Source organism: Wolbachia endosymbiont (group A) of Rhinocyllus conicus (assembly GCF_947250775.1).
GTDB lineage: Bacteria > Pseudomonadota > Alphaproteobacteria > Rickettsiales > Anaplasmataceae > Wolbachia.
The window spans coordinates 1,012,194-1,029,954 of the sequence record NZ_OX366349.1; the positions used below are offsets into that span (position 1 = coordinate 1,012,194).

A 17,761-nucleotide genomic window follows, 5' to 3' on the forward strand; every position below is an offset into this window, starting at 1 on the left:
GTTAGGAATATTTTTGTATCCATTTAGCGTAGATATGTTTTTTATAAAAAGGATGATATTTATCAGAAGAATCTTATTCCTTTTAAAGAATAAAACTATCATAAATTTCTCTAGACCTACTGCAAAAGAGAGAGATAAAATAGTCTGAGTGAGGTGGAAAGAGAATAGGCAAATTTGGTGAGGTAAAAAATGAACTTTAATTACTATAACATAAGGAAGTACCAAGGAACTTTCGTAACATAAAAGGCCTAACTACAGAAGAGTTTGAAAAGATGGTGGAAAAAGTGAGTCCTGAGTGGAAAAAGTTGAAAAACAGAAAAAGTGCCATGACAGAAGATCATAGCTAACAGCTTTGGAAGAAAAAATATTCTGCGTAATTCTGTACTACCGCACTTACATAACACATAGATTTTTAGAGTGCTTGTTTAACGCACACAACATAAATATATGTAGGTTACTGAAGAAAATGGAGCCATTGCTTGCAAAAAGAGTGACTATAACAAAAGATAGACGTATAACACCAGAAAAAATACTAAAGATTCTGGCTGATGTGATGGAACAACCAATGCAGAAACCAAAAAATAGTCAGAAACAGAAAAAATCATATTCAGAAAAAAAGAACCAACACTATGAAAACTGAGATTCTTATGGAAGAAGGTGGAAGAATTTTATCAGTGTCAAAGTCACACCGTGGCAGAATTAATAATTTTCGTGTAAGGAAACAGTTACCAATCGATAGCTTGAAATATGCTGATTCTGGATATTAAGGTTAGCAGAAATAATGCTGTAATTCCATACAAAAAGCATCATAAAAAGCCATTAACTCCACAACAGAAGGAGCATAACAGAAGGTTAGCATCTTTTAGAATGAGAGTAGAAAGATAAGATTCACGAAATAAAAATATTTAAAATTATGTCATATGTTTACCGAAGCTTTCAGAAGAAATACAATTTGAGTTTAATATTATTGCTGGCATCATAAATCTTAAGCACACCTTTTAGCTACCCTTGATTCTATCCTTCCTTTTTCTTACTACTTGATTCGCGGCAGATCTTCTGTTATTTTGAAATAAATTACTATTAATTTATTAAAAAAATTATTAAAAACGCAAACAATGCAACCGTTTTCAGCAATTAAAAACAACAAGTGTGAGAACAAGTTTTTTTGGGATGGGTTGGTCTACCAAATGATACATACGAACTTTTTTATATGGCAACTTTACTATACGCAAAAATCAGCCATATTGGCTCACTTTTACTAAATCTACATACGAACTGTTTTGCCTGATTTTGTTGCAAAAATTGCAAGCTTCTACTTTTATAACCTTATTTTCACGCTGCTTGTTCTCACAAATATACGATCTTTTTTGCAATTTTAGAAAGAGTCAATAATTGAATTTTTTGTGATGCTAAATGAGAGAACCTTTTGAAAATATTCTACCAATAAAAAAGCTTGTAACTCCTACCTAGTGCTCTCTCTTGCATACTTGAAAAAACCACTCAAAAAACTTATACACCAGCCCCACTACCTTTCCCAATTCCTGCACTTGCACCCTGACTTACATTTACATCATCCAAAGCAGTATCTGGATCTACCCCCATTCTTCTTAATATCTCTTCAAGTCTAGCTGCTCTTTGAGCCTCTTGTTCTGCCCTTTGAGCATTTTGTTCTGCCTCTTGCTCTGCCCTTTGTCTTGCTTGAGCTTCTTGTTCTGCCGTTTGCTCTGCCCTTTGTCTTGCTTGAGCTTCTTGTTCTGCCCTTTGAGCTTCTTGTTCTGCCGTTTGCTCTGCCCTTTGTCTTGCCTGAATTGACTGTTCGATACTTTGTTCTGATGCTCTAATTCTAATTTCTATTTCTTCTATGCGCCTCCTTATATCATTTGATTCTTCTATTGCTTTTTTTGTTCTTTTCTTCTCTTTTTCAAAAAAGGTTTCTTTTTTCTCAAACTTTTTTTCAAGCAAATCTGTTAACTGATTTAGCGCAAAAACTGATATATTTCCTATTTCTCTCCTTTTTAGATTGCCGCCGTTGTAATACTTACCTACCACCTCTTGTAACCCTTTGCAATTTTCCCTATTATAATAGTAATTTACCATAAGGTTTGCAAATTTGAATAATTCCTGACACGAGAGCTTTTTTATATACTCCTTACTTATTTCAGTAAATTCAGTTTCATCTGCTCCTAACACAAATTTCTGTTGCTCAAAAAAATCACTATTATCCCAACGGAAACAATTTTCTATATTCTCACACAATTTTACTATCAATTTGTAGTATGAATTTATTAAATCAGAATACTCCAATATTGGCTCTACAAATACTTCATCAGGTTGTACTTTATCTTTTTTGTGACTCTTCAATATTTTGTATTGTGCTTCACCCTCTTTTAATAACTTACCCACTTCCAATTTTATTATCTCCAACTCTTTAGAATTTTTACATTCCTTACTTAACGATTTTAGATTTTCTATCCAAATCTCTTCATAGAATTTTTGATACTCTTCATTACGTTGTTCAAATTTCTTTCTTATCCCTTTTGTTGAGTCAAGAATGTTTCTTGCTTCTCTTATAGACATTTCCTTATTAAGTATCTTTTTCAAAAAACCTAAGTTATTTTTTAATGGCTTTATATAGTGCTCTCTTACTTCTTCCAAATATTGATTCCTTGATTCCATTAACCTTCCTTCTTCCCAATACGCTATATAATGCAACTTATTACATGCAGCTATATTGATTAGCTTAAATAAATCTTGACCGCTATTAATTAGATTGACTGAAATTTCTCCAAATAATCTATATATGTAACCATACCCTTGCTTTTCTTTCATTACATAATCATGTACATTATTTAGCGCTTTCAGTATTGCATTAATTTTCTGTTGTATACTATTTGCATTTTGTATACCTGCTTGCACATCTGGATGATACTTTAATGACAGTCTCTTAATATCATTAATTCTATCCTTAGCATATCTGTTATGTTCTTCTTTACTCTTTTTACCCGCTTCTACATCTTTCAGGCTTATATCAAGATTCATTAGCAACCATTTTAATTCAAATGATTCCAGTAATTTATTTAAAGTGGCATTAGAATCATTATCAATGTTATTACTTAAAATAACTGCCCTAATCAGATTACTAAACTTACCTGCTATTGCTAGCGTCCCTACTTCTGCATTATTTCTACCAATAAGATAAGAAGAACCTGCAGCTATTATCCCTGCTATACCCATTGTTACTCCTGCCCCTAATGTCGTATTTTCTACTCCTAACGCTGTAGCTACTCCTCCTAATACTTTTTTTCCTACATTTAGCATACATCCCTCCTTTGTTAGCTGTTGATAATTATAAATATATCCATATTGAACAATATTCCATTGATGTACTATCACATTTGTAAATACACTAAGCATTAACCTCTGCAAAAAAGAGTAGCTATCGTAATTTATCGCTCTTTCCCACTGTTCTTTAGTCAGCTCAACATCTTTTATTTTCTTACTCCATGGCCACCACCAATACACTTTCATTTCACCAAATGCTTCAAGTAACATCAGGCTTTCATTTTCTAATACTTCACCATCTTTATTCTTTTGTAGTAGTACCTTAGAATCAAAACCTTTTTGTTTGCATAAATGCTCAAATAAAGTAGGACCAAACTCCCACAAAAGTACCCGATATTTTCTGTGTTCAGAAAAACGTCTAATTATATTGTTTTGCCATAAAGGTAAACTAACACTACCAAATGTATATTCAGGAAAAATTGGTTCCATTAACCTCTCTCAACTTCTGTGCTTCCACCTTGGCTTACATTTACATCATCCAAAGCAGTACCTGGATGGCTTTGTTGCATCGCTACTTATGAAAGGCTAACTATAGCTAGGATTATAAGCAACCTATTGAAAATCTTGTTTTTTTGCAATCAATCTGATCAAATTTAAGAATAGTAATTTATTATTTATATTAATAAACTTAATTCTATTGAAAATAGCTAAAGCATTGAAATTCTTGAATTTTAGCCGGATTAGTGAGTGGTAGTGAAATTTCTTTTACTCAAATTTAGGTATTCACTGACCGTTCTTGTTATAAATACCAGAATAATAAGCTACTGATATTCTCCATCTTTTTTATCTTTAATCCATCATAGCTAGCGATGCAACAAAGCCTACCTGGATCGACTCCCATTCTTCTTAACATCTCTTCAAGTCTAGCTGCTCTTTGAGCCTCTTGTTCTGCCCTTTGAGCTTCTTGTTCTGCCGTTTGCTCTGCCCTTTGTCTTGCTTGAGCTTCTTGTTCTGCCGTTTGCTCTGCCCTTTGTCTCGCTTGAGTTTCTTGTTCTGCCCTTTGAGCATTTTGTTCTGCCTCTTGCTCTGCCCTTTGTCTTGCTTGAGCTTCTTGTTCTCTACTTTGCTCTGATGCTCTGTTGCTAGCTTCTGATTCTGCTAGTCTTATACTCACTTCATCTCTCTCTGCTTTTTCTACCTCTTCAAACTTGTTTTTTGACCATTCTCCTACATCTGTACGATAACCAGGTCCTGTTAATATTTCCTCCCATGCTGGACTCCAGGTTATTGTACGGGAAATATATCTACAAAACCTAGCAATATACATTGATTTAGGCAGGTCATTATAATCATATAAAAGCGTGAGAAAGTTCTTATACAACTTCTTCAGATATGGATTGTTAGATTTTCTTGCTTCCTCTTCTATCTCACTTATATAATCCACTATTACTCTATCACATCCTGTTCTTATTGCTAAGTAACCAACCTCGATACACTCATAAAGTTTGGCATATGCCTCTTCACGATCTTTTTCAGATGGCTCAGCTTTACCTACAAAAAATTCTAAAATTGAACCAAAAAATGAAGTATTACGAGTATTAATATTTTCTACGCAACTTTTTAATAGACTCATGAACTCTCTTTCACCCTGACCACCTATCTCATTTAGTAATGGCACCTTCTCCCCACTTTTTACAAAAGACCCGTCCTCAGAAGGAGTTTCTGATACTAGTTTAAGTAAATCTACTTCTTCCTTTCCTACAATCGAAAAATCAAATAGCAATTTATGAACCTTTCTCATTACTGTAAAAATCGATTTATCTATTAGAGCTTTATATTCTCCCCCCAATCTTTGCAACCTCTCCTTTACTGTAATTGATTGATTCGTTCCAGAATCTATAATACAACTTGCTAATAAAGATGAACCGTTAACTATCAACACACTTATGATATGCATACTAGGTTGATCTTTATCAGCAGCATATTCCATATACTCTTTCAAAAGTTGATGCCGATTGTTTTTCTTGACCTCTTTCTTTATTCTTTCTTTTATTATTCCAATCTTTTGCTCCTTATCTCCTTCTATGTTGTTAAATTCTTGATATAAAGGATGATGTCCTTCTTCAATTGCAGCATTAAGTACGTTATCGATTAATTTATCATAGACTTCTTCAATAAATTCACCATTACGTATTCCATTCACTACTTCTTTACTAATACTGGTTAATATCGATCTTAATTTATTATCACCATCCCTTAAACCATCAAGCTTTTTTACTAGTGATTCATTACCTTCATACAAAAGACGGATTGCCTGACCATTTCTAATTCTCAACTGATATTCTTGAGTAATCTTTGTATACATATCACCATATACTTTATTATAATGATCGGATACATCTAACTTTAATACTGGCTGCAAAGCAAGGTTGCTCTTAAATGCTTCAGTAATTTCCTTTAAATACTTATTCCCTTCTGTATAATCATCGCCATCATAAGAATAAACAAATCTTCCTGCTGGATCAAACATGTCTTGCACGTTGAATACTTGATATTTATTTTCTACAGTTTCATGCTTAAAACCCTTATATCTTTCTAGTATTTCCCGCTCCACATTTTCTAATTCTTTATTTACTTTTTCTACATCATAATTACTCGCTCTTACATCTAAAAGTTCATCAGGCTGTGCAATGTTACTTCTGGTCGGTAACCTGCCATGTATAAGACGGCCGAAGTTTTTGTCTAAAACTTGTTTTTGTGCAGCAATTATATTAATAGGCAACTGATATTTTAAAGTTTGAGTTATTCCAATAACTTTATAAGAAAGTATGGAGTGAGTAAGCCAATCTTCCCATAATTGACAATATTTAGTGCTCAATAATATCTGCAGTAACTTAGGATCATTTCTATCTATCGCTGCTTTTACCTGTTCACTAAATTGCTTGTCAAAAAAATTAGGCATACTACCTCTCTAGCTATACAATAAGCATACCTTAACTATCATTAAACCACAAATCAACAACTTTTTTTTTGCATAAATTTTTAATAAACAGAAGTGTTTTCTTTTTTGAACGTTCCCTCAGTTCTTCTTGTTACTTTTATAAACGTTACGATGCTAATCCATAAAATTTCTCCACTTGCTCACTCCACAGCATCGGTATTTCTCTTAAATCAACTAACTTCAAACTCCTTGGCTGCCTCCCATTTACTATATCTTCTTTAATTTTTGGTGCTAAATAATTCAACCTTAAAATTTGTTGTATACGTCTTGTACCTATATTAATTTTGGCACTCAGCTCTTTCACACTTGAATATTTTCCCTCTTCTAGTTGCCGTTTCCACAAATGAGCTCTTACCACTGCTTTCAGTAGTACATTATTTGTTTTTCCTTCTGGCTCTACTACTGTACATTTGTTTCCTTTCTTTTTTATTGGTATAAATTCCACCTTATCCTCTGAACTCACTTCTATTCCATCTTCTTTTACCATTACTCCCTTTATTAACTTTTTCACTACTTCTTTCTGCTTTCCAAAACTTAAATTTTCCCATTTCTCCACCTTTTCTCCCCATTTTTCATATAGGTGTTCTCCTCTCTTCATTACTTCTTTTTCTACTTCTCCGGCTACTACTGTTCGATTTACTGATTCACAACCTTTTCCCCTTAAATGATTGTTGCATACGTAATATCGATATCTCTTATTCTCTTTTTTTGCATACGTCAGCGTCATATTTACATCACAGCTCTTGCATTTAATTATTCCTCTAAGCAATGCTTCCTCATATTTTGCTTTTCTATATGGTTGATTCATTATCAATTCCTGTGCTTTTTTCCACTTTTCCTCTTCTATTATTGCTTCATGCTTTCCTTCATACTCTTTCTCATAATGTCTGATTTTTCCCACATATATTGGATTTGTTATTATTCTTCTCACTGTCGCTTTTTTAAAGATATCTGATTTTCCTTTCGTACGGTACCCTTGGCTATTTAACTCTCTCGCCAACTCTGCCATTGACTTCAGCTCCAAATATCTTTCAAATATGTGCCCTACTATTTTCGCTTCTTTCTCATTTATTATTAATTCTTTATCTTTTACATCATACCCTAGCGGCAAAGTTCCACCCATCCATAACCCCTGCTCTTTTGATGTTGCTATTTTATTTTTTACTCTCTCTACTATCATCTCTCTTTCTAGCTGTGCTGCTCCTGATAATACCGTTTGTACAAACTTTCCCATTGGCGTATTATTGTCAAATATCTGCGTTACTGCTACAAAATTTACTCTATGTCTTCTAAAAAATGATGTAACTTCTATGCTGTCTTTTGTTTCTCTTGATAATCTATCTAGCGTATATACTACTACACAATCTACTTCTCCTGCCTTTACATCTTCAAATAATTCCTTTATTGCTGGTCTTTCTAAATTCTTTCCTGAGAAACCTCCATCATCGTACCTTTTTGCCAATGCTACCCAGCCTTCTCTGCTCTTTATGTACTTCTCACATGCTACTCGCTGTGCATCAAGACTGTTAAACTTTTGTTCTAGTCCATCCTCATTTGATTTTCTTGTATATATCGCGCATCTTACTTCTTTCAGCATTTTCAACTTCCATTTTTATCACGCATTCCAAACAATAAAGGTCCGTTGTAACTCATTCCCATTATTTTTCCGGCTACTGCTGACAATGACGTGTAAAACTCTTCTCTGTAGATTAAACCCTTATCTGTTACCATTACCGCATGCGTTTCTTCCCCTCTCTCTAATATTAGCTCTGTTCCTGCTACTGGCAGTTTGTCACTACTTATTCTTTTTCCCTTCTCTAGCCGATCTGCCAGATACTCTAGTCTTTTTAATCCTTTTCTTGACATTTCTCCATACGCTTTTTCCTGCATTCTATAAGCTAATCTTGGTATCAGATATTTCTTTGAGTATCTAGGCGCTTCTTCTCCATGTACCTTCTTCCATATTCTTCTCAACTCTACCAACGCTTTTTTCTCCAAATTCATTACTTTCTTTTCTATTTCTTTCTCCATATTTTTAGCCCTTCATAAATAGCTTTTCAATTCTGTCCGTTTCTTTCTTTAATACCTCGGTTATCTCTTTACTATTTTTCGCATAATCCATTGCTGTTATTCCGAACTTATCTTCTTGCTCTATTTCTGCTCTTGCTTCCACTAACTCTTTTACTATTTCAACTTTCCCCACCATACATGCAAGGTGCAATGGAGTGCATTTATTGCCATACTCTTCAGCATTTACATTCCCTCCTGATTTTATCAATTCCCTCACGACTTCTAAACGTTTCTCCGTTACCGCTAGGTGCAGTGCCGTATATCCTCCTATATCTGTTGCATTCACATTCGCTCCTTTTTCAACTAATAATCTCACTGTTTTTGCGTCTACTGCGTAATGTAGAACTGTTCTGCCTTTTTCGTCTCTTGCATAAATACTTTTAAATGAGTTCTCTAATAATTCTTTTGCTGATTTATTAAATTTGCCAATCTTTAACATAATCCACCTCACCTTTTCTTTAAAATCAAGTCCCCTTTTTAAGCCTTTCTTCCTACTACATTTTCTACCTCATCTATCATTTCGTTCACTTGGCTCATTATTTTGCTTGCTAAATTTTTACATTCTTCCTTTATTAGCGATTTGTCTCTCTTCCTTATTTCTCCTATCTCTATTATTTTTAGCTCCGGCATGTAGCTCCCATTCAACATGTCTGCTATTTCTCCCACTAGCCCCTCTATTCCATAGCACGTCAGTTCTCTACTTTTTGTTATTCCTCCTTTTTCTCTTAAAAATTTACTTGCCTTTTCACTTTCTTCGCTATCACATAAACAATACTTTTCACTTTCCCAGATGTAATACATTGGTGTTGCACCATATTTATTTAGTTGATTAACTTCAGCCCCTGCTTCTACTAGCTCTTTTATTATTTCAACTCCTGCTCCTCCCATCTTGCACGCAGAGTGGAGTGGCGTACATCCAGTGACATATTGAGTGGCATTTACTTCTGCTCCTTCCCTTAGCAGCACTTTTACATTTTCTAAACTTTTTGCGAATACTGCACAGTGTAGTGGCGTATAACCATTTTTATCTCTTGCATTAACCTCTGCCCCTTTTTTTATTAATAATCTCACTGTTTTGTAATCAGAGATTTCTACTGCTTGGTGTAATATCGTCTCTCCTTCTTCATTTCTTTTATTAATGTCTTTAAATCCGTTACTTGATACTTCTTTAAAAAACTTACTCTTGCTAAAACTCATTTCATACCTCACAAAATTAGCTTTTCTAGCACCAGATAAATTTCTTATATTTACCTGCTGCTATTCAAGTCATGTCCTTTTTAGCATGAGAAAGCAAGTCTTTTTCTTTTTATTTCATACACTTTAACCTATTATTAATATAATATATGAGGATCTAAATATAAGTGCTTAACTTATTAGACATATTACTTAACTATTTTTCCAACTTCTGTGTAAATGTCGATGTTCATGCCACTTCAGTACTCCCGGGTAAAATAACTAAAATGTGCTTTTCTAATTCGTGTATTGAGTCTTTTTGCTCTGAATCCAAATCATTTTTATAGTAAACGTTGTGTTCTGCTAAAACATATTTTCTGACCTTCTGATCTGTATAATTTTCTACTTTATAGTTGTGAGTAACGCTAAATCTTTCTAAAATTGGCTTGTGTTTTAAATTCCAATATTGCCCTGAAAGTTTATCGCTTCCCAATACAAATTTATTTCCTCTTTCTTCTACGCTACTAACTGGAAAGCACGTATTTATGTCTCCTAAATCCCAACTGTCTGATAATACTATCTGCGCTTTTGCAAATTTAATCGATGGTAATAAACTCTGTGGTAATGGATATAGTGCTTTTAAGTTGTACCACAAATGATCTCTTTCATAGATGCCTTTATAATCCCTTGTGTGAGGCTCGGTTTCTCCAAGGATTCCTACATCTAGGCGATATATATCATTGCTTAAAGCTCGTTCATAATGATCGCGTAGATAGTTTTCTATAACCCTAATAACTGGACCACTAGACCTGAAAAAATTTACTCTTCCAAATGATAACACTGGTCCATCTTTTTCTATTTTTACCCCTGAATAATCAGAAAGAAGATCTCCAAATAAACTCTCATCCAATATAAATCTCTGCACATTATAATAATCGTTAAAAATCCTCATCAATCTGGATCTTACAGGCAGTGATAGTTTTGCCAGCTCTACTACTGCATCCACAAAAAAGTCATTTGGAACATCTTTTATTCCTATCTGTAATTCAAAAAAGTGCTTGCCAGGTGGCTCCTCAATAATTGTAATATCTTCTATATTTGCCCATTTTAGTGCTATTTTTAGTGATGCTGGAGTTCCTCTCAGTCTTTGAAATTTTACTCCTTCTACTACGGCTTTTCTTCTATCTTTTACCCAACGCAGTATCTCTTCTAAACCATATTCTTCTATTATCCACGGCAATGTTTCTTCTTTAAGACTAAACTTAAATCCTCTGATACAGTTTGGATCTACTTTATAATCTATCGCATCTACTAGCGCTCTTTCCTGCCTTGTTGCATTTGGTGGCAGTAACATTAATTCAACTCAATCTTTAAATTTCTCAAATTTGCACATTCATTTCCCAGAACCACAACATCCTCTTTTGGCTCGATTAATTCTACGTTTTCTACACCATCTACAAATAAATTCGCTATTATCCATGATCTTGTAACATTCCATCCCAGCCTTCTACTTGCTTCAAACTTCTTGATGAACTGTTCCTTAATTTCCTCCTTTGATATTACAGAACTTATGCTCATTCTGCTGTCAATATCTATTTCCGTAATATTGCAACCAATTACTGTTACTGTATCTGTTAAAACCCTTATATCATCTCTATTAACTTGCTTTCTTACAATTTCAAGTAGCTCTTCTAACACTATGCCAGTTATGGATAATTCTGTTGATAAGATTGAAATTTGTACTTTCCCTGGTATAGGTGATTCTACTAGTGCATCTTTTACTCTACTATCTGCTGACAGTGCATGATATTTATAATATTCCTTACTTCCTCCTGTTGACCAACCTGCTATCTTTGCTTTAATTCTTTTTCTAAATCGTTCGTCCTCTTCTTCTTTTTCTCTCTCTACTCCATAAAACTCAGCTAAATTATCAAGATCTTCTCCTGTCGCAAATTTTAGTAAATTGCTCTTTACTGATTCATTTATTCTTTGTCTTAGTAACAATTCCCTCCATGCTGCTACTTCTAATACCTTCATCGCTGGGTCACTTTCTACTAACGCTGAAAAGGTTTCATCTCTACACACTAACTCCTCCTTCATTCTGGAAAAGATTTCCTCATAGCTTAGTTTTTCAATAATATTAGATGTCTGCATTTCTAAACAACTACTCCACTAATACCTATGAATTTGCCTTCTGAAAGATACATACCTTCAAGTACAAGAGTCATTTTTCCTTCTTTAGCTTCAGCAATCTTTACTTTTTCTAACTTAAATCTCTTCTCAAATTTCCCCAGTGCTTCTGCTGTTGCTGCATAGATTTCCAAAGTTAAATCTCTATTTATTGGCTTATCCACCAATTCAAATAATCTTGAGCCATAATCTCTCCTCATTATTCTACTGTTTACTGGAGTGGTCAGTATATCAATTATCGATTGCTTTAAGTGCTCTATTCCTTCTAACGCTTTTCCTGTTTTAGCATCCATTCCTCTCATATATTTTTCATGGCTCTGACTTAATACTTGCATGTTTTTCACGTGCTATAGAAATAGCCTTTCTCAACTTCTTTTCAAGAATTTCTTTAGAAGGAAGCTGTGTTAAATACTGTGCAACATGAATATTAGAGCCTTCGAGTTCAAGATATTCTATATCCTCTTGATCCTTATCAGCACATAAAATAATCCCTAACGGTTTTTCTTCACCTGCTTTTCGTTCATTTTTATCTAACCAATTTAAATACCATTCCATCTGTCCTTTATAAGCTGGTTCAAAGCGACCTATTTTTAGTTCTATTGCTATAAGACGTTTTAATCCTCTGTGAAAAAATAGCAGGTCCAAATACCTGTCAGTTGTTTTAGTACTCATCCTTTTTTGACGTGTTACAAAACAAAAATCACTCCCAAACTCTTGTAAAAATTTTGTCAATTCATCCAAGATTGTATTTTCTAGATCAGTCTCACTATAACTTGATGGCAATTCCATGAAGCTAAGGAAGTATGGGTCATGAAAAATGAATTCTGTTGCTAACATATTTTCTTCACGTAAATTTTTTATACTCCTTCTTATAAACTCTTCAGGTTTTTTTGCTAGCGCTGTACGTTCATACAACATAGTATCGATTTTACTACGTAGTGCTCTAACACTCCACCTTTCAATACGACACATTTCTATATAATAATTACGCTTCAGCTCATCAGAAATTGCAATAATTTCTACAAAATGTGACCAACTCAATTGTTGTGACAGTGTCGCGACAATTTCTTGATCAGAAAAGAATTTAGAAAATTGCACCATACGAAATAATGACGCTCTATCAAAACCACGTCCATATTTAATCTGAAGTTCTTTTGCAAGTTGGGAGATGATTTGCTTCCCATAATCTGCACGTTTGTGCTTTAGAATATCTTGATCAATTCTGGAGCCAATTTCCCAGTTTAACAATACTAGAGTAGAATTGAATTGAACAGAAAGATGATTCTTTGCTCTATCTATTAAATTACTAATGTCTCCTAATAGGCTAGTAGTTATATCCATATTCATAACTTTACTTTTGGTAAGTATAGCAGATGGTTTATTTTTATCCTGAAAAAACATTACTACTACCACTTATTACTTTAGAACCACAAGATATTGAATCTCCAACTCTTCCTATACTATAGCCATTTGCAAACACTTTTTTTGATCCTTCAATTAATACTCTACCTTCTGTAAAATTATCTCCTTTTCGGCAAACTGGCTTACCATTTACAAAAACATTGTTACTGCCGCTAATGCAGAAATGTGGTATAGCTTCTCCACAGCAGTCTCCTAACCTCACTATTCCTTTGTTCAATTTAAGTCGATCCTTTCTGCTTTCAGTTTGATTCCACTTTTTGTCATTTCTATCTCTGATTTTCCTACTTTGAAATTTAATTTATCCACTACAGAAATTTCAAGATTCTTGCTCTCTTTGTCATACAATAACTTTGTTCCATCTTGAAATACTAAACTGTTAATCATTTCACTATTCTCTGGAGCAGAATAATTTTGCTGATATATTCCAGCTAGTACTACTCCTAATGATAACTCTCCCAATGGTGACAATATTACTACCTGTTCATTTATGCTTGGTGGTAGCCAGCTTCTTTCCTCTCCTGCTCTAGAAGTTATCCATGGAAGAAAATCTGTTAAAAGTTCTCCTATCTTCACTCTTACTTTTGCTTTCTCATAATCTACTTCTTTTACAACTCCTATTCGTACAATGTTTGCTAACTTTCTTTGCAGCTCTGAAATAGCAAAATTACTCTCTAACATTTTCTTCTATTATAATCGTATGTGGCTTAATCTTATTTTCTGTCCATATCGATTTACCTAAATGAAGCTGATGACTCCAATCAACCATCCACACCAAATATGCATCTAATTCGGGTCTAAATCCGTCAATTTCTGCAGAGATAAATTCTCCTGGTGAAACATTTTTTATATTCCATGTATTTTTGTTTACAACTTTTGCCACCTCGGCAGCTAATGTTCTGACAATAAGAGGAGCATTTTCGATTGTGCTATCAACTACTATTCTAGCTTCAAATCTTGCTTTCAGAGCTAATTCTTCTGTTCCTGGATCTTTTCCTTGCTCTAGACTTGATAATTCTATAAATACTGCCGGTGCTACTAATTCTTTCCTTATTGCTGGATATACTTCGCATGTTTGTATCGCAGAAATTTCTTTCTTCAGCGTGGTACAAATTTTATCATGTAAATCTTTCAAATTCATCCTTTATAGCTCAATTCACGTTCAAAAAATTTTGTAAACACTTTCTCAACCTCATAATTAACAAGATCTCTCATTACTTTTGATGCTTCTGGTTCCAATGGCAATTTAACTTCCTTTATTGGCAATGCTGCTCTTCCTTCACGTTTAAACATACCGCTATTTCCTTTTGGCATAACTGCTGCAAATCCTCCTATAAACTCATGCTTTCCTACTTTCGATCCTCTTCTTGTTTTTTGTATCTTGCCAATTGTCGATGCTCTAATGCCATAGAGATTTGCTCTAATCAACACGTCTAATCTGCTAGTTTTCGCCTTAAAAATTCTTAATCTCTTTCTTATCAAACTTAATTTTATCTGCTTTTCCTCACTGATTTCCTTAGCTGCTTGCGCTTTTAACCATAGTGCCGTTTTGTTTAACGCTTTTATAGCTGCCAGTTTTATTTTCTGCTCTTTTCTTTCAATAGTGGAGATTATTTCATTAATATTGTTACTAATTTTAATATCAAACACTTTCTATTGCTTCAATTTTCCATATTTCACTCGAAGAATCTTTTAACGGTGGTTCAAAAATCTTGTAGAACCTTTTTTCAATCTTGATATAATCGCCTATGCTAAAGGAAGTAACGTCCTGATCACGTATTTCTACAGAAGCAATTTGCTGAGTTAATGCTCCATCTGCACCTAGAGAGTACGTAGTCTCAGGACGTTTTATTAGCACTTTTATTCTACGAATACCCTCCTTATTTCGATTACAATATATGGCTTCCACTCCTAGATGCTTAAAACAATCCTCCAATAATCGCTTAATATTCTCTTGCATATTTCTTTTTGATATACTAACCTTTACATGCTAAGAAAGCGCATACCGGTAGAGTCGTTCTGTGCCTCACCAACTTGTAATTACTCTACCAGTATGTTATGCTATAGCGACTTTTACTAATACGCCAGGTCTATGGCACATTGGCAGAGGATTTGACTGCGTATGTAAATCAGTTCCTCTATCAAACCTCCTTGGTTCTTGTTTTGCATAGAGTGGCTGTCCAAGAGTATTTACTGTCTCATTAAAGTCTGCTGGTGCAAAATATGTTGTAAATGTGCTCGCTGTTCCTAGTGGAAAACAGTGCCCTGTATCTTTGTCAATAAATCTTCTCACGGCTCCTTCAGGATCAGTTGCTTGCCCTCTATATTCCTCAAATGTGATTCCGCAGAACGTAAATCCTGACCTCATACCAAATTCCATTACTAATCGAACAAATAAGAAACATTACAAACTCGTTTAATAGTAGTGCTGGAAATACTGACAATAAAATTACACACAACATCTTCAAGTAAGCCTATGGTATCGTAGACTCTGTTGCGTAAAGTATTGTGTTTGATATATTGCCACAACCTCTCAACAGGATTCAGTTCAGGTGAATAAGGAGGCAAGTATATAATGGTAATGTTTTCCTGAAATTTCAAACTTTTTGATCTATGCCAACTTGCACAATCCATTACAAGAAAGGCTTCTTTCGTGCCTAAATCTTTCGACATCTGCTCCAGAAATATATTCATACAATCAGTGTTTACATATGGAGCAAGTAGGCTAATTTCCTTACCACTTCTTGGATTTACCGCACTGTAGATATAGAAATTTTGTCTACCGATTTTTATTTTAACCTGCGTTCTGATCCCTTTTTTGAACCATCCGTGTCCGATTTTTGAATGAGTTCCAAATCGTGATTCATCAAAAAAATACCTCCTTTTCAGGGTGGGAATTGACTATTTTATTGAAGTATTTTTTAAACTCTTCTTGCTTGTTTTTATCTTGTTTATGGTGCATTGGCCTTGGTGTTATGTAAGAAAATTTCATCCTTTGTATCTCACGGTGCACTGTTGATTTACCGATGTTTAGGTCAAATTCCTCTGAGATTTTTATTCGCACTTCCTTAATAGTAATATTTGGATTTTTTTCTACCCATATTTCAATTTGCTTACGTTGATTTTTGTTTAATTTGCTTTTTCTTCGCCGCTGAGACGGGGCAAATAGTTTTTCTACTCTACCAAATTTTAGATGCTTTATCCATTCAGTCAAAGCAGTCCTTGAAATTTTACATATTCTTGCTACAGCGCTTATACTACTTTCTTTTCCTGCTATTACCGCTTGTAACTTTTTTGAAACATATGCATTATTTCTGACCTTTTTTAACATTTCTTTCGCCAAATTTACAACTTTTTCGTCTAATAGTTTTGACCTTAATGCCATTTAAACCTCGCTATTTCACTTACTTTAGTATAGCTTTTTTTCCATTATCTTCTATCTGTTCTTTGTATAGTGGGAATTGGTATCATATCGTTCCTTAGCGCTGCTCCTTCTTGCCATCTTTCATATGCTTCTTTCACTTTACTATGCGAAGTTAATGCATCAAAAAACTCAGGGCTTACCAAGGCATGAATTCCGGTCATATATTCACCACTTAGATTATCTTCTATATGCCGGAGTACTTCCAGACACTTACGCTTTACATCTGTTGTTGCTGTTCCAAGGGCAAAATTTACTACTTTTGGTGTAATTTCAAATTCGTTGTACAGATTTAATAATTCTGACCCGTCAGCATCTAAAATTATTCCTTTCAGCGCTCCCATTCGTAAATGCTCTAATGTTATTGCGTGTTTGTTTCTCATTAGCTGTAAATGGTCAGTTATTACATCTGCCAGCGCTTTCAGTTCACTTTCTGATCCAAATGCCCTTATTCCCTGTACTTCCTCTGGTAACACTACATCATCATGCGGAATATGTGGAATCGTAAATGTTCTTACCTTTCTTTTTCCTCTTTTTCCTACTGTTGCTGGCGCCCCTGGTACTTGCGTTGGTAATAAACTTAATACTCCGTTGTGTTCTTCTATGGTAATATGTCTAAATCTTACTGACCTACTTGGAAACAAATTTAGATTTTCAACTCGTCCATAATTTATCGGCAATATATTCATCGCATTTGTTAGTGCCGTCATGCTAAATGCTGTATTTGTAAATGGATTTTGCATTTTTTACTTTCCCCCTTTTGTGTTTTTAATAGTTTTTTTAAGCTCCCTTGCGGATGATGATCCCTCGTCCTTCAAGTTGCTTTATTGCTGCAGCTTTCTGCTCTTCAGTGATATTTGCTGGCCACACAATTGCATGATCTGCTAGTATTGCACCACGAGTAATAATTACTGCTTTAGCATTTTCTGTCGCATTTACATCACTTACTACTGCACCTATCGCTGTTTGTGTACCATCTGTGGCAGTTGGATTTATTATCTTAACCATGCTATCTTTATCGAGAGCCACTACTGTACCAAGCTTTAGGTTCTGCCCTTTTGCTACTGTTATCTGATCTCTTGAATATAGACTTGATGTCTCATACTTTAATAAGTCACCCAGATTATTTTGTTCGCTTATACAACTCATAAATTTCTCTCCTTAACTGCTTACCGCCGCTTTTATCAATGCTATATACGGCGGTT

General features: G+C 34.3%; 17 protein-coding genes and 4 pseudogenes. 2 read left to right on the top strand and 19 right to left on the bottom strand.

Features of this window, described 5'->3' with window-relative positions; translation table 11 throughout:
- The first annotated feature begins 239 nt into the window (after positions 1–239).
- Positions 240–1,002: pseudogene (locus OOK92_RS05065) on the top strand (transposase family protein).
- A gap of 507 nt (positions 1,003–1,509) precedes the next feature.
- Here the strand turns inward: OOK92_RS05065 and OOK92_RS05070 are convergent.
- Positions 1,510–3,771: a hypothetical protein gene (locus OOK92_RS05070; RefSeq protein ID WP_264735433.1), complete on the bottom strand. Its 2,262-nt coding sequence runs from the start codon at positions 3,769–3,771 to the stop codon at positions 1,510–1,512.
- Between the two features lie 18 nt (positions 3,772–3,789).
- Here OOK92_RS05070 and OOK92_RS05075 point away from each other — a divergent pair, with 18 nt between their 5' ends.
- Positions 3,790–3,939: a hypothetical protein gene (locus OOK92_RS05075; protein WP_264735434.1), complete on the top strand. Its 150-nt coding sequence runs from the start codon at positions 3,790–3,792 to the stop codon at positions 3,937–3,939.
- A gap of 142 nt (positions 3,940–4,081) precedes the next feature.
- On the opposite strand, the gene OOK92_RS05080 is transcribed toward OOK92_RS05075, so the two are convergent.
- The 18 genes and pseudogenes from OOK92_RS05080 to OOK92_RS05165 form a co-directional block, all read right to left on the bottom strand.
- Complete coding sequence (locus OOK92_RS05080; protein WP_264735435.1) at positions 4,082–6,244, bottom strand: cell envelope integrity protein TolA; 2,163 nt, start codon at positions 6,242–6,244, stop codon at positions 4,082–4,084.
- Positions 6,245–6,389: 145 nt separating this feature from the next.
- Entirely contained in the window at positions 6,390–7,880 is a 1,491-nt protein-coding gene (locus tag OOK92_RS05085) for a recombinase family protein (protein WP_264735436.1), read from the bottom strand.
- Positions 7,881–7,882: 2 nt separating this feature from the next.
- Positions 7,883–8,314: a DUF2924 domain-containing protein gene (locus tag OOK92_RS05090; protein ID WP_264735437.1), complete on the bottom strand. Its 432-nt coding sequence runs from the start codon at positions 8,312–8,314 to the stop codon at positions 7,883–7,885.
- 4 nt (positions 8,315–8,318) lie between these two features.
- On the bottom strand, positions 8,319–8,792 hold the full coding sequence (locus OOK92_RS05095; RefSeq protein ID WP_264735438.1) for an ankyrin repeat domain-containing protein: 474 nt from the start codon (positions 8,790–8,792) through the stop codon (positions 8,319–8,321).
- Positions 8,793–8,830: 38 nt separating this feature from the next.
- A complete protein-coding gene (locus tag OOK92_RS05100) occupies positions 8,831–9,550 on the bottom strand; it encodes an ankyrin repeat domain-containing protein (RefSeq protein ID WP_264735439.1) in 720 nt (239 codons plus the stop codon).
- A gap of 189 nt (positions 9,551–9,739) precedes the next feature.
- Positions 9,740–10,880 (bottom strand): annotated as a pseudogene (locus OOK92_RS05105) (phage tail protein).
- The gene (locus tag OOK92_RS05110; RefSeq protein ID WP_264735440.1) at positions 10,880–11,680 is read right to left on the bottom strand and encodes a baseplate assembly protein; all 801 of its coding nucleotides are present in this window, start codon (positions 11,678–11,680) and stop codon (positions 10,880–10,882) included. Before OOK92_RS05110 ends, OOK92_RS05105 begins: the two are co-directional and overlap by 1 nt.
- Before the next feature lie 2 nt (positions 11,681–11,682).
- The gene (locus tag OOK92_RS05115; protein WP_264735441.1) at positions 11,683–12,018 is read right to left on the bottom strand and encodes a GPW/gp25 family protein; all 336 of its coding nucleotides are present in this window, start codon (positions 12,016–12,018) and stop codon (positions 11,683–11,685) included.
- A 7-nt stretch (positions 12,019–12,025) separates the two neighbouring features.
- A complete protein-coding gene (locus tag OOK92_RS05120) occupies positions 12,026–13,117 on the bottom strand; it encodes a PDDEXK nuclease domain-containing protein (protein ID WP_264735442.1) in 1,092 nt (363 codons plus the stop codon).
- Positions 13,101–13,355, bottom strand: a complete 255-nt coding sequence (locus tag OOK92_RS05125; RefSeq protein WP_226080738.1) for a PAAR domain-containing protein — start codon at positions 13,353–13,355, stop codon at positions 13,101–13,103. The genes OOK92_RS05120 and OOK92_RS05125 overlap by 17 nt, the downstream gene beginning before the upstream one ends.
- Positions 13,352–13,816, bottom strand: a complete 465-nt coding sequence (locus OOK92_RS05130) for a phage baseplate assembly protein V (protein ID WP_047759504.1) — start codon at positions 13,814–13,816, stop codon at positions 13,352–13,354. The genes OOK92_RS05125 and OOK92_RS05130 overlap by 4 nt, the downstream gene beginning before the upstream one ends.
- Positions 13,803–14,276 carry a hypothetical protein gene (locus OOK92_RS05135; protein WP_253308731.1) on the bottom strand — a complete coding sequence of 158 codons (474 nt, stop codon included), beginning with the start codon at positions 14,274–14,276 and terminating at the stop codon, positions 13,803–13,805. Before OOK92_RS05135 ends, OOK92_RS05130 begins: the two co-directional genes overlap by 14 nt.
- Positions 14,273–14,785: a phage tail protein gene (locus OOK92_RS05140; RefSeq protein WP_264735443.1), complete on the bottom strand. Its 513-nt coding sequence runs from the start codon at positions 14,783–14,785 to the stop codon at positions 14,273–14,275. Before OOK92_RS05140 ends, OOK92_RS05135 begins: the two co-directional genes overlap by 4 nt.
- A complete protein-coding gene (locus OOK92_RS05145) occupies positions 14,778–15,095 on the bottom strand; it encodes a head-tail joining protein (RefSeq protein WP_114517895.1) in 318 nt (105 codons plus the stop codon). The genes OOK92_RS05140 and OOK92_RS05145 overlap by 8 nt, the downstream gene beginning before the upstream one ends.
- Positions 15,096–15,191: 96 nt before the next feature.
- Positions 15,192–15,503: pseudogene (locus OOK92_RS05150) on the bottom strand (major capsid protein); the annotation flags it as partial.
- Between the two features lie 14 nt (positions 15,504–15,517).
- A protein-coding gene (locus OOK92_RS05155; protein WP_264735405.1) for an IS630 family transposase occupies positions 15,518–16,520 on the bottom strand; the annotation gives its coding sequence in 2 pieces (ribosomal slippage) (positions 15,518–16,009 and positions 16,011–16,520; 1,002 coding nt in all).
- An 83-nt stretch (positions 16,521–16,603) separates the two neighbouring features.
- Positions 16,604–17,299: pseudogene (locus tag OOK92_RS05160) on the bottom strand (major capsid protein); the annotation flags it as partial.
- A 37-nt stretch (positions 17,300–17,336) separates the two neighbouring features.
- Positions 17,337–17,705 (bottom strand): head decoration protein, encoded by a 369-nt coding sequence (locus tag OOK92_RS05165; RefSeq protein WP_264735445.1) that lies wholly within the window; start codon positions 17,703–17,705, stop codon positions 17,337–17,339.
- Between the last annotated feature and the right edge of the window lie 56 nt (positions 17,706–17,761).